Below are 25,982 nucleotides of genomic sequence, written 5' to 3'. Positions count from 1 at the left end.
GTCCCGATCCCCCACCCACCCGTGACGGCTGCGCCTCCCAAGGCCGGTCCCGCATCTTTCAGCCCGTCCGGCGTTTGAGGACGAGGCACTTTCGGGGCCGATGGAGGTCTGGGGGCGTAGCCCCCAGGGATGGGATCGAAGGGGCAGCGCCCCTGGAGGATGGGAACGGGTAAGGGCGGCGGGGGCGAGAAAAAGCCCCCCGGACGAAGAAGGAGCCACCGTGCCGGAGGGGCACACGATCCACCGCCTGGCCAAGGACTACGCCACAGCGTTCCGCGGCAGAAAAACCCAGGTCACCAGCCCCCAGGGCAAGTTCACCGACGCCGCAGACCTCCTCGACGGCGCGGAACTCACCCACACCGAGGCCCACGGCAAACACCTCTTCCTCGGCTTCCGGGACACCGACTGGATCCACATCCACCTCGGCCTCTTCGGCAAGGTCAACTTCGGCAGGACCCCCGCACCCCCACCCACCGACACGGTCCGCCTCCGCCTCGCGAACCCGACGTCGTACGTCGACCTCCGCGGCCCCACCACCTGCGCCCTCATCACCCCCACCGAGAAGCAGTCGATACACGACCGCCTCGGCCCGGACCCTCTCCGCGAGGACGCCACCCCCGAGACCGCGTACAAAAAGATCGCCCGCAGCCGTACGGCGATCGCCGCCCTGCTGATGGACCAGAAGGTCATCGCCGGCGTAGGCAACGTCTACCGCGCCGAAGTCCTCTTCCGGCACGGTATCGACCCGTACCGCACCGGCAACACACTCACCCCACAGGAGTGGGACGCGATCTGGCACGACCTCGTGGACCTCATGCACGAGGGCGTGAGGAACAACCGCATCGACACCGTCCGCCCCGAACACACCCCCGAGGCGATGGGCCGCCCACCCCGCGTCGACGACCACGGCGGCGAGGTGTACGTCTACCGCAGGGCCAACCTCCCCTGCCACATCTGTGGCGGCGAGATCCGCACCGCCGACCTCGCCGCCCGCAACCTCTTCTGGTGCCCGACCTGCCAGAAACCCTGAACCGGGCCAGAACCCCGCCCTAGAACCCGTGCGGCAGCCACGGCGCCACAGCCGAGCCGAACCCCACCGCGGCCTCCGCCAACGCCCCCCGCCGAACCTCCCGCACCCGCCCGGCCGCCCCCAGCGAGGCCAGGCTCACCCCACCGAGATACGCCGCCCCCAACTCCCGTACGGACAACGCCAGATCCGCCGCGTCGGTGGTCCGCTCGCACGACGCCCCCTTCGCGTCCCCACTCAGCCGCCAACGCCCCGCGTTCCAGGGACAGAAGTCGTCCACGACCTCGAACACCACGTCCACCGGCGCCTGATAGGTCCGCGCCTCCAGCGCGGCCCCCACCTCCACCAGCCGCACGTGCAAGGAGTCCCGCACCCGCAGCGAACACCGCCGGATGTCGGACACGAGGTACTGCCACGCGTCGTCCACCGGCCGCCCCCGGGTCACCAGCCCCGACGTCAGGTCGATGTCGAACAGGAACCGCCACAGCGCCGCGTACACCACGGGATCGAGCGCCTCGACATCACGGACCAGCACCTTGCCCTGCGGCCCGGTCGGCTCCCAGTCCGGTTTCACGGCGAATCGCGCGAACCCCACGACCTCGCCGTCCCGTTCCGCGACCACGCACTGGAGCGGCGACGCCCCCTCCCGGTCGCTCTCCGGGTCCAGCACCATCAGCCGCTCCCAGCCGGGCGTACGCGCCACCATCCCCGGCCGCGAGGGCACCACGCGCGCGTACACCGCCTCGCACGCGCCCAGCACCTCGGCGGGATCGGCGTACCGCAGACGTACGTCGTCCACCCCCGGCGGTACGGACAGCCGCACCTGCCTGGTGTCGATCTCGGCGGTCACGGCGTGCGTACCGACGCCGTACCCGAACCGCCCGTAGATGGCGGGCTCGGAGGCGGTCAGCACGGCCAGCGGCCACCCCCACTCCCGTACGTCGTCCAGCTGTCGCCGCATCATCGCCGTGAGGACACCACGGCGACGATGGGTGGCGGACACACTGACCATGGTGACTCCGGCGGCCGGCACCGAGGCGCCGCCCGGTACGGTCAGCCGGAAGCTGAACGCCCCCGCCGTACCGACACACACGTCACCGTCCCAGGCGCCGATGGAGCGGTCGGTCTCGGTGAGGGAGTTCCACAGCTCACGTTCCTCGGTCGACTCCGGGACCCCGCCGAAGGCGCGGATCAGGTTGTCGTACCACTCGTCCCAGTCCTGCCGCCGCAGCACCCGCAGTTCGGTCGCCAAGTCAGAAGCCATGGACCATGCCTACCAGGGCATTGCGGGACGAGCCAGGGAATTTCTCCTTGGCGGCGGCACGACGGCTTCCTGTGAAGTTCACTGTGAAGTTGAACCTCGGACGGGGGACAAGTGGGACCTCCCGTGCCAAGCAGCTGGTCCGATGGATAGGGTCCCGAACTAATGGCAGCAGGACGAGAGCGGCGCGCGGAAGCCGAGACGTTCACGGCCCGGTTGAAGATGCAGTGGCACCGGGCCCGCGTCGGCCTGCGCAGAAGCGCCGTGGACTACTTCCGCGGGGACGGTTCGGACTGGGTCGCACTCGCCGGTCTGCTCATCACGATCCCGCTGATCGCGGCCACGACGCTCGCCAACTCGGTCTGGGTCTCCCCGGCCGCGCTGGTCCTCCCGATCGTCGCGGGCGGCCTGCTGCTGCGCCCGGCCAGCCTGCTCGGCCTGTACGCGGCCGCGGCGACGGCACTGATCGTGGAGTCCGTGCAGCTGGGCCCGTACACGGAGGGCCCGTCCCGGGTGACCCCGGGCATCGTGCTCGTGGTCGCGGCCTGCGGTTTCTTCGGTCTGCTGATCGCCCAGTTCCGCAGCCGGGTCGGGGTGCCCTGGCGGCGCGGCGGCACCATGCTCTTCGACCTGCGCGAACGCATCCGGGTCCAGAGCAAGCTCCCGCAGCTGCCCCAGGGCTGGCACCGCGAGATGGCCCTGCGTCCGGCGGGCGGCCAGTCCTTCTCCGGCGACTTCGTGGTCGCGGCCCGCACCAACGGCGGCCGCACGATGGAGGTCGTCCTGACGGACGTCTCCGGCAAGGGCATGGACGCGGGCAGCCGCGCCCTGCTGCTCTCCGGCGCCTTCGGCGGCCTCCTGGGCAGCCTGCCGCCGCACGCGTTCCTCCCCGCGGCGAACGGCTATCTCCTGCGCCAGGACTGGGACGAGGGCTTCGCGACCTCGATCCATCTGGTCCTGGACCTGGACTCCGGCGACTACGAGCTCTACTCCGCCGGCCATCCCCCGGGCCTCCAACTGAGCGCGGGCAGCGGCCGCTGGGAGGAGAAGGCGGCCGAGGGCCCCCTCCTCGGTGTCTACGACGGTGCCCAGTTCGACCCGGTCAAGGGCTCGCTGCGCCCCGGTGACGTCCTGATGCTCTTCACCGACGGCCTCGTCGAGACCTCCGACCGCGACATCGTCGAGGGCATCGACCGCCTCACCGGCGAGGCCGACCGCTATGTGGCCGGCGGCTTCCACGGCGCGGCCTGGCATCTGATCGAAGCGGTGGCCAAGGACGTCAACGACGACAGGGCGCTCCTGCTGATCTGCCGGGAGGGCCCGACGGCCCAGGCGGCGAACCTCTGAGGGGACCCCCCTCCCGAGGTGGGGTTTACCCCCGCCTCGATCCGCCAGCCGCCCGCATGGTCGCCGTACCCCCCGAATCCGTACGTTCGAGACACCACCCCCTCGAACGAACGGAAGGACAGCCATGCAGGCCGACTGGGCCGTAGAACTCCACGGAGTGCACCGCCGCTACGGCCGGGGCCGGACCGCCGTCCACGCTCTGCGCGGCATCGACCTGACCCTGGCGCCCCGCAGCTTCACCGCGGTCATGGGCCCGTCCGGCTCCGGCAAGTCCACCTTCCTCCAGTGCGCGGCGGGCCTGGACCGCCCCACCTCCGGCACCGTGCGCCTCGCCGGCACGGAGATCACCGGCATGAAGGAGAACAAGCTCACCGCGCTGCGCCGCACCCGCCTCGGCTTCGTCTTCCAGGCCTTCAACCTCCTCCCGTCCCTCACGGTCGAGCAGAACGTGGCCCTCCCGACGCGTCTCGCCGGCCACCGCCCCGACCGCCGGCGCACCGCGGACGTCCTCGCCCAGGTCGGCCTGACCGACAAGGCCCGCCGCCGCCCCGGCCATCTCTCCGGCGGCCAGCAGCAGCGCGTCGCCATCGCCCGCGCCCTCGTCACCCGCCCCGACGTCGTCTTCGCGGACGAACCGACCGGCGCCCTGGACACCACCACCGCCGCGGAGATCCTCGGCCTCCTGCGCCGCGCGGTGGACGAACAGGGCGCGACCGTCGTCATGGTCACCCACGACCCCACGGCAGCCGCCTGGGCCGACCGCGTCCTCTTCCTGGCCGACGGCGAACTCGTCGACCACCTGGACCACCCGACCCCGGACCGGATAGCGGCATGCATGACAACCCTGACGGCTCGACGGGCTCACGTACCGGCAGCGGCGTGACGAAGCGCCGACCAACTTCTCGGCGACCAGCCCCCACCCACCCGCACCTGACCCCGAAACACACACGCCTAAACCCTTAGGACCCCCCGATGTTCACGCCCAACGGCCTGGCCCGCGCAGCGCTCCGCTTTCGTCCCTCCGCGTTCGTCGGCACCTTCGTCGCCCTCGCGATGGCCGCGCTGATCGTGTCGGCCTGCGGCATCCTCCTGGAGACGGGGGTACGGGCCGAGGTCCCGCCCGGCCGCTACGCGAACGCGCCGGTCGTGGCCGCCGCCGACCAGAAGGCCCACTACGGCAAGGGCGACAGCGCCGACAGCGAACCGGTCCCGGACCGCGCCCGCCTCGACGCCGGCCTGGTCGCGAAGGCGGCGAAGGCCCCGGGCGCCCGTACCGCCGTGGCGGACGTCACCTTCCCGGTGACCGGGCCCGGCGGGAAGGCCCTCACCGCCCACAACTGGTCGGCCACCGCGTTCACCGGCGAACACCTGAAGGCGGGCCGTGCCCCGGCCCCAGGCGAAGTCGTCCTGAACCAGGCCGACACAGGCGACCGGATCACCCTCACCACCCCCACAGGAACCCATACCTACCGCGTCTCCGGCACCACCGACTCCCCGCAGGCCTGGTTCGCGGACGCGGAAGCCGTACGGCTCTCCGGGCACCCGGGCCGTATCGACGCCATCGCCGTGCTCCCCAAGCCCGGCGTCCCCACCGACACCCTCGCCGCCCAGGTGGCACACGCCCTCGGCGGCAAGGCCGAGATCCACACCGGCGCCGACCGGGGCACGGTGCAGGACCCCACCCTCGCCGAGGGCAAGGAGGTCCTCATCGCCCTCGGCGCCTCCTTCGGCGGCACCGCCACGCTGGTCGCCATGTTCACCGCGGCCGGCACCGTCGCCCTCGCGGTCGGCCAACGCGCCCGGGAGTTCGCCCTGTTGCGAGCCATCGGCACCAGCCCGCGCCAGATCCGCCGCACCATCGCCACCGAGGCCCTCCTGGTCGCCCCGGCCGCCGGCGTGGTCGGCTGTGTGCCCGGAGTCGCCCTGGCCGCCTGGTGGTTCGGGCAGTTGCGCGACCGGGGCGCGGTACCGCGCCCCGTCGACCTGGCCGTCTCCTGGATCCCCCTGGTCTGCGCGGTCGGCGCCGTCCTCGTCACCGCCCTGCTCGCCGGCTACATGGCGGCCCACCGCAGCTCCCGCATCAAGCCGGGCCAGGCGCTCAGCGAGGCGTCCGTGGAGCGGCTGCGCTTCGGCTGGGTCCGCACCCCGCTCGGCATCGCCGCGGCGGCCGGCGGCTGTGTCTGCGCGGGTCTGGCCGCCTCGACGACCGGCGAGGACGCGGCCAACGCCGCGCTCGGCATCGTCATGCTGTTCATGCTGGCCGTGGCCCTGCTCGGCCCGCTGATCGCCCGTGCCTGCGCCGCCCTGTTCGGCCTCCCGCTGCGCGGCGCCGGCGCCTCCGCCGTGCTCGCCGCCGCCAACTCCCGTACGAACGCCCGCCGACTGGCCTCCGCGATCACCCCGATCGTCCTCGCGATGGCGTTCTCCTCGGTGCTGCTCTTCCTGCACACCAGCGAGAACCACGTCACCGCCGAGCAGCAGCGCGACGGGATCACCGCCGACCACATCGTCACCGCCGACGGCCCGGGCCTGGCCCCCGACGCCGTACGACGGGCCGAACACGCCCCCGAAGTCACCTCCGCCGTCGGCCTGTTGAAGACCTCCGTGCTCGTCCCCGCCTCCGGCGGCACGCTGGCGGCGGCCACCGCACAGGGCGTCACGGGCTCCGCGGCCGATCTGGCGGCCGTACAGGATCTGGACGTCAAGGACGGCCGACTCTCCCTGGAACCCGGCGAGATCGCCGTGGACGCCGCCCTGGCCGACAACGCGGACGCCGAGGTCGGCGACCGCCTCCCGATCCGCCTGCCCGACGGCACGAAGGCCGAGCCGCGGATCGTGGCGACGTACGGACGGGGCATGGGACTGTCGCAGGTGACGATGGCCCGCACCGACCTCGCCGGCCACGTCACCTCCGCCTTCGACACGGAACTGTGGACCAAGGGCGGTACGACAGCCGGTCTGAAGGAGCTCGGCACGGTCCTGGCCCGCGCCGACTACACCACCGCCCAGTCCGTGGACCGCAAGCTCAACGCCTGGGCGAACAACGTCATGGCGGCCGTCCTCGGCGGCTTCGCGGCCGTCGCCGCCGGCAACACCCTGGTGATGACGGTCCTGGACCGCCGCCGTGAACTCGGCACCCTGCGCCTCATCGGCTCCACCCGCCGCCAGGTGCTGCGCATGATCCGCTGGGAGGCCCTGCTGGTCGCCCTCGCGGGCATCGTCCTCGGCACGGCCATCGCCCTCGCCACGCTCGTCCCGATGATGAACGGACTGACGGGACAGGGCCCGTACATCCCTCCGCTGGTGTACGGCTCACTCGTCGCGGCGATCGTCGCCCTGGGCCTGACCGCGGCCGGCCTTCCGGCCCGCGTGGCGCTGCGCGGGGAGACACTGGACCCGTGACCGACGCACCGCGCACCCTGGCCCTGACCGAGGTCGAGCACCTCGCCCGCGCCGCCCACGAGGGCCAGACCGACAAGGCGGGCCGGCCCTACGCCGAACATCTCCGGGCCGTGGCCGAGGGGGTGCGCGCACGGGGCGGCGACGCCGAGCAGATCGCGGCCGCCTGGCTGCACGACGCCGTCGAGGACGACGCGCTCTCCGCCGACTGGCTGGCAAAGGCCGCGCTGAGCCGTCGTACCAAGGACATCGTGCTCGCCGTCACCAAGCGGGCGGGGGAGCCGCCCGAGGCGTACGCCGGGCGGATCCTCGCCACTCCCGGCGCGCTGCTGGTGAAGGAGTCGGACCTGGCGCACAACGCCGACCCGGAGCGCCTCGCGGTCCTCGACGAACAGACCCGGAAACGACTGACCGAGAAGTACGCGCGGATGCGTGCACTTCTCGGTCTGGGGGTGTGACGACGGCTAGGCCAGGACCTTCTCGCGCTGGTCGCGCCGCTCCTGCCGCTGGCGTTCCCGGGCCAGTTCGGCGGCGTCCCGCTTGAAGGCCCACTCCATCTTCGGCTCCATGGCGAACCGGAAGACGCGCTGCACCGGCTTCGTGCACAGCACGGTGACGGCGGCGGCCGCGAGGACGCTCACGAGGATCTCGCCGAGCGGGCGGTGCAGCCAGGGGTGGTCGAACCAGCCCTGGTAGTCACCGGCCTTCACCAGGAAGCCGTGCAGCAGATAGCCGTACAGCGTGCCCGCGCCGAGCGCCGTGAACCACATGTTCCGGCGCGGCACCCAGGCGAAGAAGCAGGCGGTCAGCAGCAGCGAGCAGCCGAACATCGCGAGCACCATGACCGGCCCGGCCCACCACGGCGCGCCCAACTCCTGTGCGGCGTCCCGGTGGTAGAACCACGCGGTGTTCATGCGCGGCACCGCCCACCAGCCGACGACGAGCGCGGTCGCGAACACGGGCACCGACAGGATCCGCACCGCGCGGGTGCGCACCCGGTGGAAGTGCTCGGCCTTCATGCACAGGCCCAGCACGAAGTACGGCAGGAACTGCAGGATCCGCTGGAGGTCCAGGTCGTCACCGATCGACGGCGCGACGGACGCCAGCATCGCGAGGCCGAGCGCGAAGGGGAGGGGCCAGCGGACCGCCTTCAGGACGGGGGTGATCATCCGCCAGACGAACAGCGCGCACAGGAACCAGGTCAGATACCAGGGGTCGAGCAGGCTGATGTCCTTGCCGGGGTCGTCGCCCGCCATGCGCTCGAAGAGGACGTAGGCGGTCTCGAAGACGATGTACGGCACCGCGACACCGGTGATCAGCCGCCGCAGCCGGTCCGGGCGCATGTCGAAGCTGCGGGAGAAGAAGCCGGAGATGATGATGAACGCCGGCATGTGGAACGAGTACACGACCGTGTACGCGGCCTCCAGGATGCGGCTGTCGCCCTTGAGCGGCTCCCACGCGTGACCGATGGCCACGAGCACGATCGCCAGGTACTTGGCGTTGTCGAAGAAGGCGTCGCGCTGCTTGCCGGCGGGCTTGGCCGGCTGTTCGTTCTGCTGTTTGAGGGGCGAGCGCGGACTCGGCACTCCTGATGCCGACGGCTGGGCAGGGGGGAGCGGCGCTCTGCCGCGTGCGGGGGACGAGGCAGCGTGGAACATCTGAGGCACCCTAGCGTTGTCTGTGGGTTTTCGTAAAACCCACGAGGTCATTCCCGGTTATTCGCTTCGGGTGCCCAGGAAATCGCGCGGTTGACGCCCTGGGAACGTGACGGTCAACACACCTGGCGGGTAAGGATTATGGACACGGCAAGCGCCAACTTGAGGTGATTCATCCCGACTAAATAGGGCATAAGACCAGCAGGCGACTCCGGCGGAATGTCCGCTTCCTGTAGGCCCGGCGACTATTCGAATTACCTGCGAACAGGATGTGTGGAGACCGAAACGATCCCGTCGAATTACCTGTGTGGGTGCGCTCTCGAATTGCTGTGCGGAACATGAGGGGTCGGTCGTACGGCCGGACGGCACCGCACAGTTCAGGCACAGGTGTGGTCAACGATGCATCACCCGCCGCATACAGCGGCTTGGTTGGTGGCACGATGGTTCTGGCGGGGGTGCGCGGGGCTGGCACCCCCGGGCCGGGAGAGCGGACCGACCGAGGGTGTGATCAGTTGTGGCCATTTCGCTGTCAGTGGTGCTGCTGTTGGCGATCATCTTGGTGGTGTTGATCCGTGGCGGATCCCTCAAGGCCGGACCTGCCGTCGTGGCCGTGCTGTTCGGCTTCTTCCTCGCCTCGACGGGCATGGCCGACGACATCCAGCGCTTCCTCAACTCGATAGCGGAGACCATCAACTCGATCCAGTTCTGACCCTGTTGACCCGTGGAGCTACGCTGATCCGTCCGGTCACGGGGGCCGGAGACGGGCAACGGGGGGACGTACGGGGATGGCGCTGCGCGACTCGGACCCGGCGGAGGCGGGCGGTTACCGCATCGAGGACCGGCTGGGCAGCGGGGGAATGGGCGTGGTCTACCTCGCCCGCTCCGCCTCCGGCCGCCGGCTCGCGGTCAAGGTGGTGCACGGCCAGTACGCGGACGACGACGAGTTCCGGGCCCGGTTCCGCCGCGAGGTGGCCGCCGCCCGTCAGGTCAGCGGTGCCTTCACGGCTCCTGTCGTGGACGCGGACGCCGACGCGCCGCGCCCCTGGATGGCCACGCTCTACATACCGGGCTCGGACCTCGGCACGCACATTCGCGAGAACGGCCCGTTGCCGCTTCCCCGCCTCCGTGACCTCGCCGCGGGCCTCGCCGAGGCCATCCGCGACATCCACCGCGCGGGCGTGGTCCACCGGGACCTGAAACCGGCCAACGTGATGCTCGCCGACGACGGCCCCCGGGTCATCGACTTCGGTATCTCCCGCGCCACCGAGTTCGCCGCCTCCGACGTCCTCACCCAGACCGGCCGTGTGATGGGCACCCCGCCCTTCATGTCCCCGGAACAGTTCTCGGCACCCCAGGACGTGGGCCCGGCGGCCGACATCTTCTCCCTGGGCGCGGTGGTCGCGTTCGCCGCCTCGGGCCGCGGCCCCTTCGACAGCCCGAGCCCCTACGAGACGGCGATCCGCGTGGTCGAGGGCACCCCCGAACTCGACGACGTCCCCGCCGAGTTGCTCCCCTTCATCCGCCTCTGCCTGGAAAAGGAACCCAAGTCCCGCCCCACGGCGGACGAGTTGCTACGGCTCCTGAAGGACGGCGACTGGCCGCCCTCGAACGACACTCCGCCGCCGACCGCCACCGGCAGACCCCGCCGCCGCACACGCCGGTGGCTGGCCGCCGCGGCCACCCTCGCCCTCGCGGCGGCGGCCACCACGACGCTCGCCCTCAGCGGTGACGACCCGGCCCCGGGCAAGCTCCCGGCCGGCTGGACGCAATGGCACAAGCGGGCGAAGGACCCGAGCCTCGACAAGGACCCGATAGGCGCCGGCGGCCCCTTCAGGCGCTGTGTCGCCGTCGGCGGCACCTCCCTGGTCTGCGCGGGCGACGACATCCTCGCGACCCGCTTCGCGCTGGCGGACGGCCGCAACACCTGGGGCCTGCCCATCGACGGCACGGCGGACGACATCGGCGGCAGCTCCTCCGCGGGCACGATCATCGGCACCCGCGGCGGCCGGGTGTACGCCTACGGCTCCGACGACCGGACCACCGGTTCCGGCGACGGGACCACCGTGACCCGCCACACCGTCCAGGCCCTGGACGCCGAGACCGGCAAGGTGATCTGGAAGACGGTCACCGGCGACGGCGAGGAGGCCGTGGAGCCCTCCAGCGACCACGGCGCCTCCATCGCCGTACCCGAAGGGATCATCACCGCCTACGGCAAGCAGGGGGAGCAGTTCGCCCTGGTCGGCGCCGAGGACGGCGAGGTCCGCTGGAAGCAGCGGTTCCCCGAGCCGGACAAGCAGAACTGCCTGCTGCGCACCGCGGCCCGGCAGGGATATCTGGTCTGCCAGAAGTGGAGCGGCGACGACGCCGTCGGCAGCACGAGCATCGCGCAGCTCGACCCGGCCACCGGACGGGCCCGCTGGACCCTCCGGGTCGCGGGGGACAAGGACATCGTCGGACAGACCGGCGGACGCCTGATCGTGCTCGGCACGACCGGGGAGCACCGCACCCTGACCCTGGTCAACGCCACGTCCCACGTCCTGACGACCGTACGGCTGTCCAAGGCCCAGCCGGAGGGCTCGACCCCCACCCTGCTGCGCGGCAGGCTCTACTTCACGCTCCCCAGCGGCGGCGTCCGCGCGGTCGACCCACGCAGCGGGAAGCAGCTGTGGCAGAGCGACTCCGGAGTGGAGCAGGCGGGCCCGCCCACCGCCTCGGCCACCCGCCTCTACCTCGCCTCCGTCAGCGGCCGCCTGGCAGTCCTGGACCTGGCCACCGGCGCCGTCGAAGCCACCCTCGGGGGCCGCGACGACGGCGGCACCGTCGACTTCCCCGACATGTCCGCCCCACCGGTCCTCGCCGGCGACGCCCTCTACATCCCGTACGGCATCCGCTCGGTCCACACCGTGGACGTGAGCCGCCTCTGAAGGGGGCTCCGCAGCCCCTGCCTCGGACGCGCCCCGAGCCGACCCACCCTGATAGTTGTCAGGGTCACGACGTCCCTCGTGCGCTCTACGGTTCGAGTCACCGGTCGAGACTCCAGAGGAGACCCCATGGGACTGAGAAAACGAGCGGCTGCGGCGGTCGTGACGCTGATCGCCGCGTTCCTTCTTCCGCTGGCCACACAGGCACCGGCACAGGCCGCCGCGAACGCGTGGACGCCGGGGATCTCCCCCATGCACGACGGCGAGTGGGTGAAGCGGGATGTACAGGGTGGTGAAGCAGCTGAGAAGGCGCTCAAGGATTGCGCCAGGGCATCAGGAATCGCCTGTATATCGGTCGGTCAGGGCGACGGCAAACAGAGCATCTTCCACCTGTACAGGTGCGGTACGCGGTCGCTCTCGAACTTCATCGACGCGCTCACTGTGATCAACAACCAGACGGGCGCAGCCGAAGTCCGTTTCTGGGGACCCAACGTGGGCACGTACCGCGCCCCCGCCCACCCCAGCACCATCTGGGTGTTCCCGAACGAGGCGACGTACGACTTCAGCACCGTCACCATCTGCTGAGGTCACACCGGCCCCGGACACGCCGGTCCGGGGCCGGGCCACGCCCCGAGAAACGCAGAAGGCCCAGGGAGAGGAAGACAACCTCTCGCCTGGGCCTTCGGCGTACAGAGCGGGCGACGGGAATCGAACCCGCGTAGCTAGTTTGGAAGACTAGGGCTCTACCATTGAGCTACGCCCGCACAGGACGCGCCGCAGGTCAGATGACCGCGGCACACAAGGCATCGTAGCGGGTCCGGACCCCTCGTCGCACACCCCGTAAATGCGGCGGCTCCACTGCCTGTGGGCATGTACCCTACGTGTCGCACCAGACGGGGTGTGGCGCAGCTTGGTAGCGCGTCCGCTTTGGGAGCGGAAGGCCGTGGGTTCAAATCCCGCCACCCCGACCATTTGACCGGCCATTGGCGGCCACCTTCGCGATCACCTGGCTTGATCGCCTTTTGGGGCGTGTAGCCGCTGCGGTTACTATGCAAGCTGCGCGCCCGTGTGTCTCTCGTCTGATGCAGTCCGCAGGGCGGCTAATCCGCCGGAGCCGTTCTGGCCCCGGCAGAATCCAAGAAGTCAGCCACAAGGAGACCGAACCGTGAAGAGCGCCGTGGAGACCCTGAACCCGACTCGGGTTCGGCTCACTGTCGAGGTGCCCTTCGAGGAGCTCAAGGACAGCCTCGACGCGGCGTACAAGAAGATCAACCAGCAGGTCACGGTGAAGGGCTTCCGCAAGGGCAAGATCCCGGCCCGCGTCATCGACCAGCGGTTCGGCCGTGGTGCTGTGCTGGAGGAGGCCGTCAACGACGCGCTTCCGAAGTTCTACACCGAAGCGGTCAACGAGGCCGAGCTGGACGTCCTGGGCCAGCCCGAGGTCGACATCACCGAGCTGAAGGACGGCGACACGCTGAACTTCACCGCCGAGGTCGACATCCGTCCGTCCCTGGAGCTCCCCGAGGACTTCTCCTCCATCGAGGTCGAGGTCGACGCCGTCGAGGTCAGCGACGAGGACGTCGAGAAGTCGGTGGAGCAGCTCCGCGAGCGCTTCGCCTCCACCTCCCCGGTCGAGCGCGCCGCCGAGGACGGCGACGTCGTCACGATCGACCTGGAGGCCAAGGTCGACGGAGAGGTCCTGGAGGACGGCATCGCCAGCGGTGTCTCCTACACGATCGGCTCCGGTGAGCTGCTCGAGGGCATCGACGACGCCGTGAAGGGCCTGGAGGCCGGTGGCGAGGCCACCTTCACCTCCGAGCTCAAGGGCGGCTCCGCGGCCGGCAAGGAGTCCGAGGTCACCGTCAAGGTCACCCAGGTCGCCGCCCGCGAACTGCCCGAGCTGGACGACGAGTTCGCGCAGCTCGCCTCCGAGTTCGACACCCTCGACGAGCTCAAGGCCGACAGCCGCAAGCGCCTCGAGAACATGAAGCAGTACGACCAGGCCACGCAGGCCCAGGAGCGCGTCCTGGAGAAGCTGCTGGAGCTGGTCGAGGTCCCCGTCCCCGAGAAGCTGCTCGAGGACGAGGTCAACACCCGCAAGCACAACCTCGAGCACCACCAGCTCGGCCAGATGGGCCTCGACCTCGAGAAGTACCTCGAGATCCAGGGCAAGACGGTCGAGGAGTTCGAGACCGAGACCAAGGACGCCGCGGTCAAGGGCATCAAGACCCAGTTCGTCCTCGACGAGCTGGTCAAGCGCGAGAAGCTGAACGTCAACCAGGAGGAGCTCACCGAGCACCTCATGCGTCGCGCCGCTTCCTCCGGCATGTCCCCCGACCAGTTCGCCCAGGCGGTCGTCGAGGGCGGCCAGGTTCCGCTCCTCGTCGGCGAGGTCGCCCGCGGCAAGGCCCTGGCCGTCGTGGTCGAGGCCGCCACGGTCAAGGACACCAACGGCGAGGTCATCGACCTGGACGACGAGGACGAGGTCGAGACGGCCGCCGAGGTCGCCGCCGAGGCCACGGAGGCGGACGCCACCGAGGAGAAGACCGAGGGCTGATCGACGCCCACGGCGCCGAGCAGGCCGTAGGACGGGCCCCTGGGACTTTCCCCGGGGCCCGTCCTGTCACATGGGGTGGCGGCCCACGTACGACCCGCAGCCGCTCACACGCATGCGCAGTCACGGCGAGTAAGCGGCGGCCCGCCGCCGGCGGCTCTACGCCCCCGGCGAACAGCCCTCTATCCGGGATTCCCCGAAGGGACCAGCGCGTTAGGGTCCATGAATACGAGGGCAGTGGAGTCCCCGAACAGCTCCAGCCCACAGGGAACACGTGAAGACGGCCCGGCGCCGTCGTAAGACGAGCAGGTGGATACGTGACGAATCTGATGCCCTCCGCCGCCGGTGAGCCCAACTTCGGTGGTGGCCTCGGCGACCAGGTCTACAACCGGCTGCTCAACGAGCGGATCATCTTCCTCGGCCAGCCGGTCGACGACGACATCGCGAACAAGATCACCGCACAGCTGCTGCTCCTTGCCGCGGACCCGGACAAGGACATCTACCTCTACATCAACAGCCCCGGCGGCTCGATCACGGCCGGCATGGCGATCTACGACACCATGCAGTACATCAAGAACGACGTGGTGACGATCGCCATGGGCCTCGCCGCCTCCATGGGCCAGTTCCTGCTCAGCGCCGGCACCCCCGGCAAGCGCTTCGCGCTGCCGAACGCCGAGATCCTCATCCACCAGCCCTCCGCCGGCCTCGCCGGCTCGGCCTCGGACATCAAGATCCACGCCGAGCGGTTGCTGCACACCAAGAAGCGCATGGCGGAGCTGACGTCCCAGCACACCGGTCAGTCGTTCGAGGAGATCACCCGCGCCTCCGACCGCGACCGCTGGTTCGACGCCGAGGAGGCCAAGGAGTACGGCCTCATCGACGAGGTCATCACCACGGCCGCCAACATGCCGGGCGGCGGCGGCACCGGGGCCTGAGGCCCCCTGCAAGCCCTCAGCCGACCGCCTCAGCCTCTAGGAGACAGAAAGTGAACGACTACCCCGGCAGCGGCCTGTACGACCGCACGCGCGCCGAGTACACGGGTCCCTCCGCGGAGTCCCGTTACGTCATCCCGCGCTTCGTCGAGCGCACCTCGCAGGGCGTTCGTGAGTACGACCCGTACGCGAAGCTCTTCGAGGAGCGCGTGATCTTCCTCGGCGTCCAGATCGACGACGCCTCCGCCAACGACGTCATGGCGCAGCTGCTGTGCCTGGAGTCGATGGACCCGGACCGGGACATCTCGGTCTACATCAACAGCCCCGGCGGCTCCTTCACGGCGCTGACCGCGATCTACGACACGATGCAGTTCGTGAAGCCGGACGTCCAGACGGTCTGCATGGGTCAGGCGGCCTCCGCCGCGGCGATCCTGCTGGCCGCCGGTACGCCGGGCAAGCGCATGGCGCTGCCGAACGCCCGTGTGCTGATCCACCAGCCCTACAGCGAGACCGGCCGCGGTCAGGTCTCCGACCTGGAGATCGCCGCCAACGAGATCCTCCGGATGCGCGCGCAGCTGGAGGAGATGCTGGCCAAGCACTCCACCACGCCGATCGAGAAGATCCGCGAGGACATCGAGCGCGACAAGATCCTCACGGCCGAGGAGGCGCTCTCCTACGGTCTGATCGACCAGATCATCTCCACTCGGAAGATGAACAACGCGGCCGTCCGCTAGTCGGAGGCTGTATTGTCTGCCGCCCCTTGGCCCGGTTCGTGTGCTTTGACACGCTGCACGTCAAAGTGAACCGCGCCAAGGGGGGCCCGAACGGGGGGCCCGGCAAGGTACCGTCGGAATAAGGCAGCACCAGGAGCCGCTGGACCTAGGCGTCTCCCAGGCGAAGGGGAAGCACACCGTGGCACGCATCGGTGACGGCGGCGATCTGCTCAAGTGCTCGTTCTGCGGCAAGAGCCAGAAGCAGGTCAAGAAGCTCATCGCAGGGCCTGGTGTGTACATCTGCGACGAGTGCATCGATCTCTGCAACGAGATCATCGAGGAAGAACTCGCGGAGACGAGCGAGGTGCGCTGGGAGGAACTCCCCAAGCCCCGTGAGATCTACGAGTTCCTCGAGGGCTATGTGGTGGGCCAGGAGGCGGCCAAGAAGGCGCTCTCCGTGGCGGTGTACAACCACTACAAGCGTGTCCAGGCCGGCGAGAACGGCGGCGGCAACGGCCGTGACGACGCGATCGAGTTGGCGAAGTCCAACATCCTCCTGCTGGGCCCCACGGGCTCCGGCAAGACGCTGCTGGCCCAGACGCTGGCGCGCATGCTGAACGTCCCGTTCGCGATCGCGGACGCCACGGCGCTCACGGAGGCGGGTTACGTAGGCGAGGACGTCGAGAACATCCTCCTGAAGCTCATTCAGGCGGCGGACTACGACGTCAAGAAGGCCGAGACGGGCATCATCTACATCGATGAGATCGACAAGGTCGCGAGGAAGAGTGAAAACCCCTCGATCACACGGGATGTGAGCGGCGAGGGCGTCCAGCAGGCGCTGCTGAAGATCCTCGAGGGCACGACGGCCTCGGTGCCGCCCCAGGGCGGCCGCAAGCACCCGCACCAGGAGTTCATCCAGATCGACACGACGAACGTCCTGTTCATCGTGGGCGGCGCCTTCGCGGGTCTGGAGAAGCTCATCGAGTCCCGGGCCGGCGCCAAGGGCATCGGCTTCGGCGCGACGATCCGCTCGAAGCGCGAGCTGGAGGCCAAGGACCAGTTCGAGGACGTCATGCCCGAGGACCTGGTCAAGTTCGGCATGATCCCCGAGTTCATCGGCCGCCTCCCCGTCATCACCTCGGTCCACAACCTGGACCGCGAGGCGCTGCTCCAGATCCTGGTCGAGCCGCGCAACGCGCTGGTCAAGCAGTACCAGCGCCTCTTCGAACTCGACGGCGTGGAGCTGGACTTCGAGCGCGAGGCCCTCGAAGCCATCGCCGACCAGGCCATCCTCCGCCAGACCGGCGCCCGGGGCCTGCGCGCCATCATGGAGGAAGTCCTCCAGGGCGTCATGTACGAGATCCCGTCCCGCAAGGACGTGGCCCGCGTCGTCATCACGGCGGACGTCGTCCACTCCAACGTCAACCCCACCCTGATCCCGCGGGACGCCCGCAACGGGCGGGGACCGGGAGAGGCGAAGACGGCGTAACGGCCGCCGCGCACACGGACAGACGAAGGGGCCCCGGTCAACCGACCGGGGCCCCTTCGCAGTTGGGGCGTGTCAGACCTTCACGCGCACGTCGTCGCGGAGCTTGGCGGTCAGTTCGGCTGCCTCCGCCATCGTCTTGCTCTTGCCCGCGATCAAGCCGGCCACGTCGTACGAGAGCACGTAGGCGACCGTGCTGTGGTCACCCCAGATGCAGAAGGGCATCTTCACGGTCATGCCGGATTCGGTGGACTCGATCTCCTGGCACTTCATGACGCCGTTCTCGAAGCCGGAGGGCGTCTGCTCGGTGGGAGAGCCCACGAGCTTCTGGCCGGAGTCCTTGTCCTTCTCGGCTTCCTTCTTCATGTTGGCGAACATCGCGTCGACGACCTTCTCGGGGTCCTCGATGCTGCCGTAGACGCCCGCGAACATCACCTGCTTCGGTGCGGCGTCCGTCCCCGCGGAGTAGCCCGCGCTGACGTCCTTGGGGTCCTTGACGCCCCACGACTCGGCGTCCTTGACGTCGCTCTCGGTCAGCGTGTCGGACTCGGCGTCGTCGCCCTTCTTGTACTCGCCGTCGATGACCGTCGCCGGCGCCGTCAGCTTGAAGGTCCCGTCGTCCGCGATGTCCGACCCGCCGCCACCCCCGCCGCCGAGCACGAGAGCCGCGCCCACCGCGATCGCGGCCACGACCGCCACCGCGCCGATGATGAGGCCGAGCTTCTTCTTGCCGCCGCCACCGCCGGGCACGGGCGGCATCGGGGCCGTGTAGGGCTGCTGGCCGTACGGCTGCTGACCGTACGGCGGGGTCTGCGGCGGCACGCCCTGCGGGGCCTGCTGCGGGTAGCCGTAGCCCGGCTGGGGCTGGGCCGGCTGCTGGGGGTAGCCGTAGCCGGGCTGGGGGGCCTGCGGCGGCTGCTGGCCGTACGGGCCCGGCTGACCGTACGGACCGGGCTGCTGGGGCTGCCCGCCGTACGGGCCCGGCTGGTTGTGACTCATTACTGGGTTCCCCTCCAGATGCTTATGTGTTCCGAACATCCTGGCGCAGGTACAGGCGACGCATTGCATCGGGGGCCCCACCGTTACAGAACAAAGCCGTTTCGGGACACGCCCGCGACACCCCTAAACTGACCCCGTGACCGAGAACGCTCAGCAGCAGCCATCAGCGCCCGACACCGAACTGCCGACCCAGTACGCGCCGGCCGAGGTAGAGGGGGCGCTGTACGAGCGCTGGGTAGAACGGGGTTACTTCGAGGCGGATGAGAAGAGCGACAAGCCTCCGTACACCATCGTCATCCCGCCGCCTAACGTCACCGGCAGCCTGCACCTCGGGCACGCCTTCGAACACACCCTCATCGACGCCCTCACCCGCCGTAAGCGCATGCAGGGCTTCGAGACGCTGTGGCAGCCCGGCATGGACCACGCCGGTATCGCCACTCAGAACGTCGTCGAGCGGGAGCTCGGCAAGGAGGGCAAGTCCCGGCACGACCTCGGCCGCGAGGCCTTCGTCGAGCGGGTCTGGCAGTGGAAGGGCGAGTCCGGCGGGCAGATCTCCGGGCAGATGCGTCGCCTTGGTGACGGTGTCGCCTGGTCGCGTGAGCGCTTCACCATGGACGAGGGTCTCTCCCAGGCCGTCCAGACCATCTTCAAGCGGCTCTACGACGACGAGCTGATCTACCGCGCCGAGCGGATCATCAACTGGTGTCCGCGCTGTCTGACCGCGATCTCCGACATCGAGGTCGAGTACCAGGACGACGACGGCGAGCTCGTCTCCATCAAGTACGGCGAGGGGGACGAAACGCTCGTCGTCGCCACCACCCGCGCCGAGACCATGCTCGGTGACACGGCCGTCGCCGTTCACCCCGAGGACGAGCGGTACAAGCACCTCGTCGGCAAGCTCATCAAGCTGCCGCTGACCGAGCGCTCGATCCCAGTCGTCGCCGACACCCACGTCGACCCCGAGTTCGGCACGGGCGCCGTCAAGGTGACCCCGGCCCACGACCCGAACGACTTCGAGATCGGCCAGCGCCACGACCTGCCGGCCATCACGATCATGGACGAGCACGCGGTCATCACCGCCCACGGGCCCTTCCAGGGCCTGGACCGCCTGGAGGCCCGCTCCGCCATCGTCGCCGCGCTGCGCGCCGAGGGCCGGATCGTCGCCGAGAAGCGTCCGTACGTCCACTCCGTGGGCCACTGCTCGCGCTGCAAGACCACCATCGAGCCGCGCCTGTCGATGCAGTGGTGGGTCAAGGTCGGCCCGCTCGCGAAGGCCGCCGGTGACGCGGTCCGTGACGGCCGAGTCAAGATTCACCCGCAGGAGATGGAGAAGCGGTACTTCGACTGGGTCGACAACCTCCACGACTGGTGCATCTCGCGGCAGTTGTGGTGGGGCCACCGCATCCCGGTCTTCTACGGCCCGAACGGCGAGGTCGTCTGCGTCGGCCCCGACGAGGAGCCGCCCACCGGCGAGGGCTGGCGTCAGGACACCGACGTCCTCGACACCTGGTTCTCCTCCGGCCTCTGGCCCTTCTCGACCCTCGGCTGGCCCGAACAGACCGAGTCGCTCGCGAAGTTCTACCCGAACTCCGTGCTGGTCACCGGCTACGACATCCTCTTCTTCTGGGTCGCCCGGATGATGATGTTCGGCCTGTACGCGATGGACGGCACCCCGCCGTTCCACACCATCGCCCTGCACGGCATGGTCCGCGACCAGTTCGGCAAGAAGATGTCGAAGTCCTTCGGCAACGCGGTCAACCCGCTGGACTGGATGGACAAGTACGGCTCAGACGCCCTCCGCTTCACCCTCGCCCGCGGCGCCAACCCGGGCGTCGACGTCCCGATCGGCGAGGACTGGGTCCAGGGCTCCCGCAACTTCGCCAACAAGATCTGGAACGCCACGCGCTTCGCGCTCATGAACGGCGCGACGGTGGACGGGCCTCTGCCGGACCAGTCGGCGATGTCGGCGACGGACCGCTGGATCCTCTCCCGCCTCAACTCCATCGTTGCCGAAGTCGACGCGCTCTACGAGGACTACCAGTTCGCGAAGCTCTCCGACGCCCTCTTCCACTTCGCGTGGGACGAGGTCTTCGACTGGTACGTCGAGCTGTCCAAGACGACGTTCCAGGCGGGCGGCGAGCCGGCCGAGGTCAGCAAGCGCGTCCTCGGCGAGGTCCTCGACGTCACCCTCAAGCTGCTGCACCCGATCGTCCCGTTCGTCACGGAGACCCTCTGGACCACCCTCACGGGCGGCGAGTCGGTCGTCATCGCGGACTGGCCGAAGGACAGCGGCTTCCGGGACGACGCCGCCGAGCGCGAGATCGAGACCCTCCAGTCCGTCATCACCGAGGTCCGCCGCTTCCGCGCCGACCAGGGCCTCCAGCCCGGCCAGCGGGTCCCGGCCCGCCTGACCCTCGACGGCACGGCGCTGGCGCCCCACGAGGCCGCCATCCGCCAGCTGCTGCGCCTCCAGCCCGAGGGCGACGCCTTCACGGCCACGGCGACCCTCCCGGTCTCCGGCGCCGAGGTCGCCCTCGACCTGTCCGGCACCATCGACGTCGCGGCGGAGCGCAAGCGCCTCGCGAAGGACCTGGCAGCCGCGGAGAAGGAGAAGGCCCAGGCGACGGCCAAGCTCGGCAACGAGGCGTTCCTGGCCAAGGCCCCGGACAACGTGGTGGACAAGATCCGCGGCCGCCTGGCGAAGGCGGACGAGGACATCGCCCGCATCCAGTCCCAGCTGGAGCGCTTGCCGCAAGCGTGAGTCGTTTTACGCGGCTGAGAGCCTCGGTGCTTTGGAGCGCCGGGGCTCTTCACGTCCCTCAGGGGCGCGGGGAACTGCGCGACCAGCCACAACGCACCCGCACCCGCCGGACAAGACCAGCCACCCCACTCCATAGGCACTCTCAAGCTCCCCCTCCGTAGACTGACCCCGTGAGCGACAGCGACCCCTTCGACGAGATCATCGACGCCGAGACAGACCGGGACCCCGACCTCGCGGTCATCGAGGCCGGCAGCCGCACCCTGCGCACCCAGGGCGGCCCGCCGGAGGCTGATGTGCCGGGACGACCCGAGGACCCGGAGGTCGACAAGGCTCTGCGCGCGGTCGAGGCGGACCTCGCCACGAGGTGGGGCGAGACCAAGTTGGAGCCGTCGGTCAGCCGTATCGCCGCGCTCATGGACGTCCTGGGCGACCCGCAGCGGTCGTACCCCTCGATCCACATCACCGGGACGAACGGCAAGACCTCCACCGCCCGCATGATCGAGGCCCTCCTCGGCGCCTTCGAACTGCGCACCGGCAGGTACACCAGCCCCCACGTGCAGTCGGTCACCGAGCGCATCAGCCTCGACGGGGCGCCGATCTCCGCCGAGCGCTTCATCGAGACGTACGACGACATCAAGCCGTACGTCGAGATGGTGGACGCGCAGCAGGAGTACCGGCTGTCGTTCTTCGAGGTGCTGACCGGCATGGCGTACGCCGCTTTCGCCGACGCCCCCGTGGACGTGGCCGTCGTCGAGGTCGGGATGGGCGGCACCTGGGACGCCACCAACGTCATCGACGGTGACGTCGCCGTGGTGACCCCCATCGACCTGGACCACACCGACCGGCTCGGCGAGACTCCCGGCGAGATCGCCAAGGAGAAGGCCGGCATCGTCAAGCAGGACGCGACCGTCATCCTGGCGCAGCAGCCGGTCGACGCCGCGCAGGTGCTGCTGAAGAAGGCCGTCGAGGTCGACGCGACCGTGGCCCGCGAGGGGCTGGAGTTCGGGGTCGTGGCGCGGCAGGTCGCCGTCGGCGGACAACTGCTCACCCTGCGCGGACTGGGCGGGGAGTACGAGGAGGTCTACCTCCCGCTGCACGGCGCCTACCAGGCGCACAACGCCGCCGTGGCGCTCGCCGCCGTGGAGGCCTTCTTCGGTGTCGGCTCGCAGCGGCCCGAGCCGCTGGACATCGACACCGTCCGCAAGGCGTTCGCGGCCGTGTCGTCGCCGGGGCGGCTGGAGATCGTACGGCGCTCTCCCACCGTCGTGCTGGACGCCGCGCACAACCCCGCGGGCGCCCGGGCCACCGCCGAGGCGATCGGGGAGGCCTTCGACTTCAGCCGGCTGATCGGTGTGGTCGGGGCCAGTGGGGACAAGAACGTACGGGGGCTGCTGGAGGCCTTCGAGCCGATCTTCGCGGAGATCGTGATCACCCAGAACTCCAGTCACCGCGCCATGGACGCCGACGAGTTGGCCGCGATCGCGGTCGAGGTGTTCGGCGAGGAGCGCGTACAGGTCGAGCCGCGGCTGCCCGACGCGCTGGAGGCCGCGATCACCCTGTCCGAGGAGGAGGGCGAGTTCGCGGGCGGCGGTGTGCTCGTCACCGGTTCCGTCATCACCGTCGGCGAGGCCCGGCTGCTGCTGGGGAAGGGCTGAATCCCAAGAATGCGTACTCTCTGTTCATCGACCCTGATCGGCGAGTTCTTCATCATCGGCTTCGCCGCCCTGGTCGCGATGAAGGACGAAGACCTGTCCACGAGCGCGGTGTGGACGGTCAGCGGCATCGCCATGTTCCTGTGTCTGGCGCTGTGCGGTGTGATCACCCGGCCCGGCGGCATCGCCCTCGGCTGGGTCCTCCAGATCGCCCTGATCGCCTCCGGGTTCGTGGTGCCGACGATGTTCTTCCTGGGCGTGGTCTTCGCGGCGCTGTGGTGGACCTCGGTTCACTACGGGCGGAAGGTCGACGAGGCGAAGGCGAGGTTCGCCGCGCAGGCCGACTCCACTACACCTGACGCTGCGTGACCGGCCGGCGGACACGCCGGGTAACCTCATCACCCCGCACACTTTTGATCACAAGGAGCCTCACGTGAGCCAGCGTACCCTCGTCCTCCTCAAGCCCGACGCCGTCCGTCGTGGCCTGACCGGCGAGATCATCAGCCGTATCGAGCGCAAGGCCGGCTGGCAGATCACCGCGCTGGAGCTGCGCACCCTGGACCAGGAGACGCTGGAGCAGCACTACGGCGAGCACAAGGGCAAGCCCTTCTACGAGCCGCTGGTGGAGTTCATGGCCTCCGGTCCGGTCGTGGCGCTGATCGTCGAGGGCGAGCGGGTCATCGAGGGCGTGCGCGCGCTGGCCGGCCCCACCGACCCGATCGCCGCGGCCCCCGGTTCCATCCGCGGGGACTTCGGTGTGATCGTGCGCGAGAACCTGATCCACGCCTCCGACTCCGAGGAGTCCGCCGAGCGCGAGGTCAAGATCTTCTTCCCCGGGCGTGCGTAGGTTTCGTGGCTTTTTCTGACGGGGCGTCAAAGCGCCTGCCGGTCTGACCTGGGACGGCCGTATCTTTTCGGCCGTCCTTTGGCATATGCGTGCCGATCGGGGGAACGGGTGCCCCCGATGGACCGTCTCCACAAGCGCGGCGGCGTTTCATCTGCTGACAATGGCGAAGACCCTCGCGCGGTGTTCGCGTAGGCGCCACTACGATGGAAGCCTTCACGTCACCGCACCCACTTCGCCGACCTGAAAAAGCCCTCAAAGCTCCCAGGAAGGCCAGACGAATCCTGATGGGGAACTCAATGTCGTTCATCGGCCGTGACATGGCTGTCGACCTCGGGACCGCCAACACGCTGGTGTACGTCAGGGGTCGCGGGATCGTACTCAACGAGCCGTCCGTCGTCGCGATCAACACCAACACCGGTGGCATCCTGGCGGTCGGCGCCGAAGCGAAGAAGATGATCGGGCGCACGCCCGGCAACATCGTTGCCGTACGTCCGCTGAAGGACGGCGTCATCGCCGACTTCGAGATCACCGAGCGGATGCTCCGCTACTTCATTCTGAAGATCCACAAGCGGCGGTATCTGGCTCGGCCGCGCGTCGTCGTGTGTGTGCCCTCCGGCATCACCGGCGTCGAGCGCCGCGCCGTCATCGAGGCGTCGTCCCAGGCCGGCGCCCGTCAGGTGCACATCATCGAGGAGCCCATGGCGGCCGCCATCGGTTCCGGTCTGCCGGTCCACGAGGCCACGGGCAACATGGTGGTGGACATCGGCGGCGGCACGACGGAGGTCGCGGTCATCTCGCTCGGCGGGATCGTCACCGCCCAGTCCATCCGCGTCGCGGGCGACGAACTGGACAACGCGATCATCCAGCACATCAAGAAGGAGTACTCGCTCCTCCTCGGTGAGCGGACGGCCGAGCAGATCAAGATCACGATCGGTTCGGCGTACGACCTCGACGCTGACGAGCACACCGAAATCCGCGGCCGGGACCTCGTCTCCGGGCTGCCCAAGACCGTCGTCATCTCGGCCGCCGAAGTCCGCAAGGCGATCGAGGAACCCGTCAACGCGATCGTGGACGCGGTCAAGACGACCCTCGACAAGTGCCCGCCCGAGCTGTCCGGCGACATCATGGACCGCGGAATCGTTCTGACCGGTGGCGGAGCCCTGCTGCGCGGCCTCGACGAGCGGCTGCGGCGCGAGACCGGCATGCCGATCCACATCGCCGAGGACCCGCTGGACAGCGTGGCGCTCGGCTCCGGCAAGTGCGTGGAGGAGTTCGAGGCGCTCCAGCAGGTGCTGGACGCCCAGCCGCGCAGATGACGTAACTCTTCGATTCCGCCGTACGAGATGATCTCCTCTCGTACGGCGGATCGTTGATATAGAGGCATAAGCTCGCCCATAAGCGTCCGCGAGCCTCTGGACACCCGCATACCTGAACACCTGCACATTCCTATGAGGAAGGCACGGCCGCCGCACGTGAGGGACACACGAGAGAGCCGGCTGCTCCTGGTGCTGCTGATCGCCATCGCGTTCGCACTGATCACGGTGGACATCCGCGGCGGGGAGGACTCACCGGTCGACGGTGCCCGCCAGGTCGCGGCCACGGTTTTCGGCCCCATCGAGGACGGTGTGTCGTCCGCCGTGAACCCGGTCGGCAACGCCGTCTCCGCGATCCGCGACTCCGGCGACCGGCACGACCGGCTCGCCGCGCTGGAGAAGGAGAACGCGGCCCTCAAGGCGAAACTCGGCAGCGACGACCGCAACTCCAGCCGCCTCAAGCAGCTGAACAGCATGCTGAAGGTCGCGGGCGAGGGCCAGTACGGCATCAAGGCCGCCGAGGTCATCGCCATAGGAGCGGCCCAGGGCTTCTCCTGGACCATCACCATCGACGTCGGCTCCAATGACGGCATCAAGCGCGACATGACCGTCCTCAACGGCGACGGACTGGTGGGCCGCGTGACGACCGTCGGCCCCAACACCGCCACCGTCCTCCTCGCCAACGACCCCGACTTCACCGTCGGCACCCGCATGGAGGCCAGCGACGAACTCGGCTTCGCCTCCGGGCAGGGCGACCGCCCGCTGCGCGTCGAACTCCTCAACGGCAAGGCCGAGGTGAAGAAGGGCGACCGCCTCGTCACCTTCGGCTCCCAGGCCGACAAGCCCTTCGTGCCCGGCGTCCCCGTCGGCATCGTCTCCCGCGTCGACCCCTCCGGCGGCGACCTCACCCGCACCCTCTACGTCACGCCGTACGTCAGCTTCACCCAGCTCGACATCGTCGGCGTCGTCGTCGAGGCCCCGAAGAAGGACCCGCGCGACACGGTGCTCCCCGACAAGCCGAAGCCGACCCCCACGCCGACGGTCACCGTCACGGTCACCCCGTCCGCGAACGCCCCTGCCGACGGCCAGTTCGAGCAAGAGCAGTAGGAGCTGAT

General features: G+C 69.5%; 21 protein-coding genes and 2 tRNA genes. 19 read left to right on the top strand and 4 right to left on the bottom strand.

What is annotated here, in order from left to right; translation table 11 throughout:
* The first annotated feature begins 220 nt into the window (after positions 1 to 220).
* Positions 221 to 1,030 (top strand): Fpg/Nei family DNA glycosylase, encoded by an 810-nt coding sequence (locus ACFY0U_RS02940; protein ID WP_388629218.1) that lies wholly within the window; start codon positions 221 to 223, stop codon positions 1,028 to 1,030.
* 19 nt (positions 1,031 to 1,049) lie between these two features.
* Here the strand turns inward: ACFY0U_RS02940 and ACFY0U_RS02935 are convergent, their stop codons facing one another.
* Entirely contained in the window at positions 1,050 to 2,291 is a 1,242-nt protein-coding gene (locus tag ACFY0U_RS02935; RefSeq protein ID WP_388629215.1) for a GNAT family N-acetyltransferase, read from the bottom strand.
* 162 nt (positions 2,292 to 2,453) lie between these two features.
* On the opposite strand from ACFY0U_RS02935, the gene ACFY0U_RS02930 reads away from it, so the two are divergent.
* The 4 genes from ACFY0U_RS02930 (at position 2,454) to ACFY0U_RS02915 (ending at position 7,492) form a co-directional block, all read left to right on the top strand.
* The gene (locus ACFY0U_RS02930) at positions 2,454 to 3,635 is read left to right on the top strand and encodes a PP2C family protein-serine/threonine phosphatase (protein WP_388629212.1); all 1,182 of its coding nucleotides are present in this window, start codon (positions 2,454 to 2,456) and stop codon (positions 3,633 to 3,635) included.
* 124 nt (positions 3,636 to 3,759) lie between these two features.
* Positions 3,760 to 4,518 carry an ABC transporter ATP-binding protein gene (locus ACFY0U_RS02925; RefSeq protein ID WP_388629209.1) on the top strand — a complete coding sequence of 253 codons (759 nt, stop codon included), beginning with the start codon at positions 3,760 to 3,762 and terminating at the stop codon, positions 4,516 to 4,518.
* A gap of 89 nt (positions 4,519 to 4,607) precedes the next feature.
* Positions 4,608 to 7,037: an ABC transporter permease gene (locus ACFY0U_RS02920; protein WP_388629206.1), complete on the top strand. Its 2,430-nt coding sequence runs from the start codon at positions 4,608 to 4,610 to the stop codon at positions 7,035 to 7,037.
* The gene (locus ACFY0U_RS02915; protein ID WP_388629204.1) at positions 7,034 to 7,492 is read left to right on the top strand and encodes an HD domain-containing protein; all 459 of its coding nucleotides are present in this window, start codon (positions 7,034 to 7,036) and stop codon (positions 7,490 to 7,492) included. Before ACFY0U_RS02920 ends, ACFY0U_RS02915 begins: the two co-directional genes overlap by 4 nt.
* Positions 7,493 to 7,498: 6 nt before the next feature.
* Here ACFY0U_RS02915 and ACFY0U_RS02910 read toward each other — a convergent pair whose 3' ends face one another.
* Positions 7,499 to 8,620 (bottom strand): acyltransferase family protein, encoded by a 1,122-nt coding sequence (locus tag ACFY0U_RS02910; RefSeq protein WP_388629202.1) that lies wholly within the window; start codon positions 8,618 to 8,620, stop codon positions 7,499 to 7,501.
* A 583-nt stretch (positions 8,621 to 9,203) separates the two neighbouring features.
* On the opposite strand from ACFY0U_RS02910, the gene ACFY0U_RS02905 reads away from it, so the two are divergent.
* The 3 genes from ACFY0U_RS02905 (at position 9,204) to ACFY0U_RS02895 (ending at position 12,195) form a co-directional block, all read left to right on the top strand.
* The gene (locus ACFY0U_RS02905; protein WP_030044846.1) at positions 9,204 to 9,398 is read left to right on the top strand and encodes a hypothetical protein; all 195 of its coding nucleotides are present in this window, start codon (positions 9,204 to 9,206) and stop codon (positions 9,396 to 9,398) included.
* A 76-nt stretch (positions 9,399 to 9,474) separates the two neighbouring features.
* Complete coding sequence (locus ACFY0U_RS02900) at positions 9,475 to 11,613, top strand: protein kinase (protein WP_388629199.1); 2,139 nt, start codon at positions 9,475 to 9,477, stop codon at positions 11,611 to 11,613.
* Positions 11,614 to 11,772: 159 nt separating this feature from the next.
* Positions 11,773 to 12,195, top strand: coding sequence for a hypothetical protein (locus tag ACFY0U_RS02895; protein ID WP_388629197.1), 423 nt, complete (start codon positions 11,773 to 11,775; stop codon positions 12,193 to 12,195).
* Positions 12,196 to 12,303: 108 nt separating this feature from the next.
* Here the strand turns inward: ACFY0U_RS02895 and ACFY0U_RS02890 are convergent.
* Positions 12,304 to 12,374, bottom strand: a tRNA-Gly gene (locus tag ACFY0U_RS02890).
* Positions 12,375 to 12,504: 130 nt separating this feature from the next.
* Between ACFY0U_RS02890 and ACFY0U_RS02885 the strand changes: the two genes are divergently transcribed.
* The 5 genes from ACFY0U_RS02885 (at position 12,505) to clpX (ending at position 17,298) form a co-directional block, all read left to right on the top strand.
* Positions 12,505 to 12,581 (top strand) — tRNA-Pro (locus ACFY0U_RS02885).
* A 194-nt stretch (positions 12,582 to 12,775) separates the two neighbouring features.
* Positions 12,776 to 14,167: a trigger factor gene (tig, locus tag ACFY0U_RS02880; protein WP_388629195.1), complete on the top strand. Its 1,392-nt coding sequence runs from the start codon at positions 12,776 to 12,778 to the stop codon at positions 14,165 to 14,167.
* 326 nt (positions 14,168 to 14,493) lie between these two features.
* A complete protein-coding gene (locus ACFY0U_RS02875; protein ID WP_388630421.1) occupies positions 14,494 to 15,099 on the top strand; it encodes an ATP-dependent Clp protease proteolytic subunit in 606 nt (201 codons plus the stop codon).
* Between the two features lie 50 nt (positions 15,100 to 15,149).
* Positions 15,150 to 15,830 (top strand): ATP-dependent Clp protease proteolytic subunit, encoded by a 681-nt coding sequence (locus ACFY0U_RS02870; RefSeq protein WP_361540809.1) that lies wholly within the window; start codon positions 15,150 to 15,152, stop codon positions 15,828 to 15,830.
* A gap of 178 nt (positions 15,831 to 16,008) precedes the next feature.
* On the top strand, positions 16,009 to 17,298 hold the full coding sequence (gene clpX, locus ACFY0U_RS02865; protein ID WP_353694405.1) for an ATP-dependent Clp protease ATP-binding subunit ClpX: 1,290 nt from the start codon (positions 16,009 to 16,011) through the stop codon (positions 17,296 to 17,298).
* A gap of 72 nt (positions 17,299 to 17,370) precedes the next feature.
* On the opposite strand, the gene ACFY0U_RS02860 is transcribed toward clpX, so the two are convergent.
* The gene (locus ACFY0U_RS02860; RefSeq protein ID WP_388629193.1) at positions 17,371 to 18,294 is read right to left on the bottom strand and encodes a hypothetical protein; all 924 of its coding nucleotides are present in this window, start codon (positions 18,292 to 18,294) and stop codon (positions 17,371 to 17,373) included.
* Positions 18,295 to 18,430: 136 nt separating this feature from the next.
* Here ACFY0U_RS02860 and ACFY0U_RS02855 point away from each other — a divergent pair, with 136 nt between their 5' ends.
* From ACFY0U_RS02855 to mreC, 6 genes are all read left to right on the top strand, one after another.
* The gene (locus tag ACFY0U_RS02855) at positions 18,431 to 21,055 is read left to right on the top strand and encodes a valine--tRNA ligase (protein WP_388629190.1); all 2,625 of its coding nucleotides are present in this window, start codon (positions 18,431 to 18,433) and stop codon (positions 21,053 to 21,055) included.
* A 170-nt stretch (positions 21,056 to 21,225) separates the two neighbouring features.
* A complete protein-coding gene (locus ACFY0U_RS02850) occupies positions 21,226 to 22,710 on the top strand; it encodes a bifunctional folylpolyglutamate synthase/dihydrofolate synthase (protein WP_388629187.1) in 1,485 nt (494 codons plus the stop codon).
* A gap of 9 nt (positions 22,711 to 22,719) precedes the next feature.
* Positions 22,720 to 23,076: a DUF4233 domain-containing protein gene (locus ACFY0U_RS02845; RefSeq protein ID WP_388629184.1), complete on the top strand. Its 357-nt coding sequence runs from the start codon at positions 22,720 to 22,722 to the stop codon at positions 23,074 to 23,076.
* Between the two features lie 64 nt (positions 23,077 to 23,140).
* Complete coding sequence (ndk, locus tag ACFY0U_RS02840; RefSeq protein WP_387302274.1) at positions 23,141 to 23,554, top strand: nucleoside-diphosphate kinase; 414 nt, start codon at positions 23,141 to 23,143, stop codon at positions 23,552 to 23,554.
* A gap of 296 nt (positions 23,555 to 23,850) precedes the next feature.
* On the top strand, positions 23,851 to 24,870 hold the full coding sequence (locus ACFY0U_RS02835) for a rod shape-determining protein (RefSeq protein WP_004931372.1): 1,020 nt from the start codon (positions 23,851 to 23,853) through the stop codon (positions 24,868 to 24,870).
* Positions 24,871 to 25,026: 156 nt separating this feature from the next.
* Positions 25,027 to 25,974 (top strand): rod shape-determining protein MreC, encoded by a 948-nt coding sequence (gene mreC / locus ACFY0U_RS02830; protein ID WP_388629181.1) that lies wholly within the window; start codon positions 25,027 to 25,029, stop codon positions 25,972 to 25,974.
* The last annotated feature ends 8 nt before the right edge of the window (positions 25,975 to 25,982 follow it).

Origin of the sequence: Streptomyces sp. NPDC001536, from assembly GCF_042894505.1 — a bacterium.
Taxonomy (GTDB): Bacteria; Actinomycetota; Actinomycetes; order Streptomycetales; family Streptomycetaceae; genus Streptomyces.
The sequence above is the reverse complement of the archived record's forward strand: the minus strand, read 5'-3'. Positions and strand labels throughout refer to the sequence as shown.

What these genes read in the sequence shown, in the direction of transcription:
- ACFY0U_RS02935 (WP_388629215.1), bottom strand. Translation starts at nt 2,291, where the DNA reads ATGGCTTCTGACTTGGCGACCGAACTGCGGGTGCTGCGGCGGCAGGAC.
- ACFY0U_RS02930 (WP_388629212.1), top strand. Translation starts at nt 2,454, where the DNA reads ATGGCAGCAGGACGAGAGCGGCGCGCGGAAGCCGAGACGTTCACGGCC.
- ACFY0U_RS02925 (WP_388629209.1), top strand. Translation starts at nt 3,760, where the DNA reads ATGCAGGCCGACTGGGCCGTAGAACTCCACGGAGTGCACCGCCGCTAC.
- ACFY0U_RS02920 (WP_388629206.1), top strand. Translation starts at nt 4,608, where the DNA reads ATGTTCACGCCCAACGGCCTGGCCCGCGCAGCGCTCCGCTTTCGTCCC.
- ACFY0U_RS02900 (WP_388629199.1), top strand. Translation starts at nt 9,475, where the DNA reads ATGGCGCTGCGCGACTCGGACCCGGCGGAGGCGGGCGGTTACCGCATC.
- ACFY0U_RS02875 (WP_388630421.1), top strand. Translation starts at nt 14,494, where the DNA reads ATGCCCTCCGCCGCCGGTGAGCCCAACTTCGGTGGTGGCCTCGGCGAC.
- ACFY0U_RS02860 (WP_388629193.1), bottom strand. Translation starts at nt 18,294, where the DNA reads ATGAGTCACAACCAGCCGGGCCCGTACGGCGGGCAGCCCCAGCAGCCC.
- ACFY0U_RS02845 (WP_388629184.1), top strand. Translation starts at nt 22,720, where the DNA reads ATGCGTACTCTCTGTTCATCGACCCTGATCGGCGAGTTCTTCATCATC.
- ACFY0U_RS02835 (WP_004931372.1), top strand. Translation starts at nt 23,851, where the DNA reads ATGTCGTTCATCGGCCGTGACATGGCTGTCGACCTCGGGACCGCCAAC.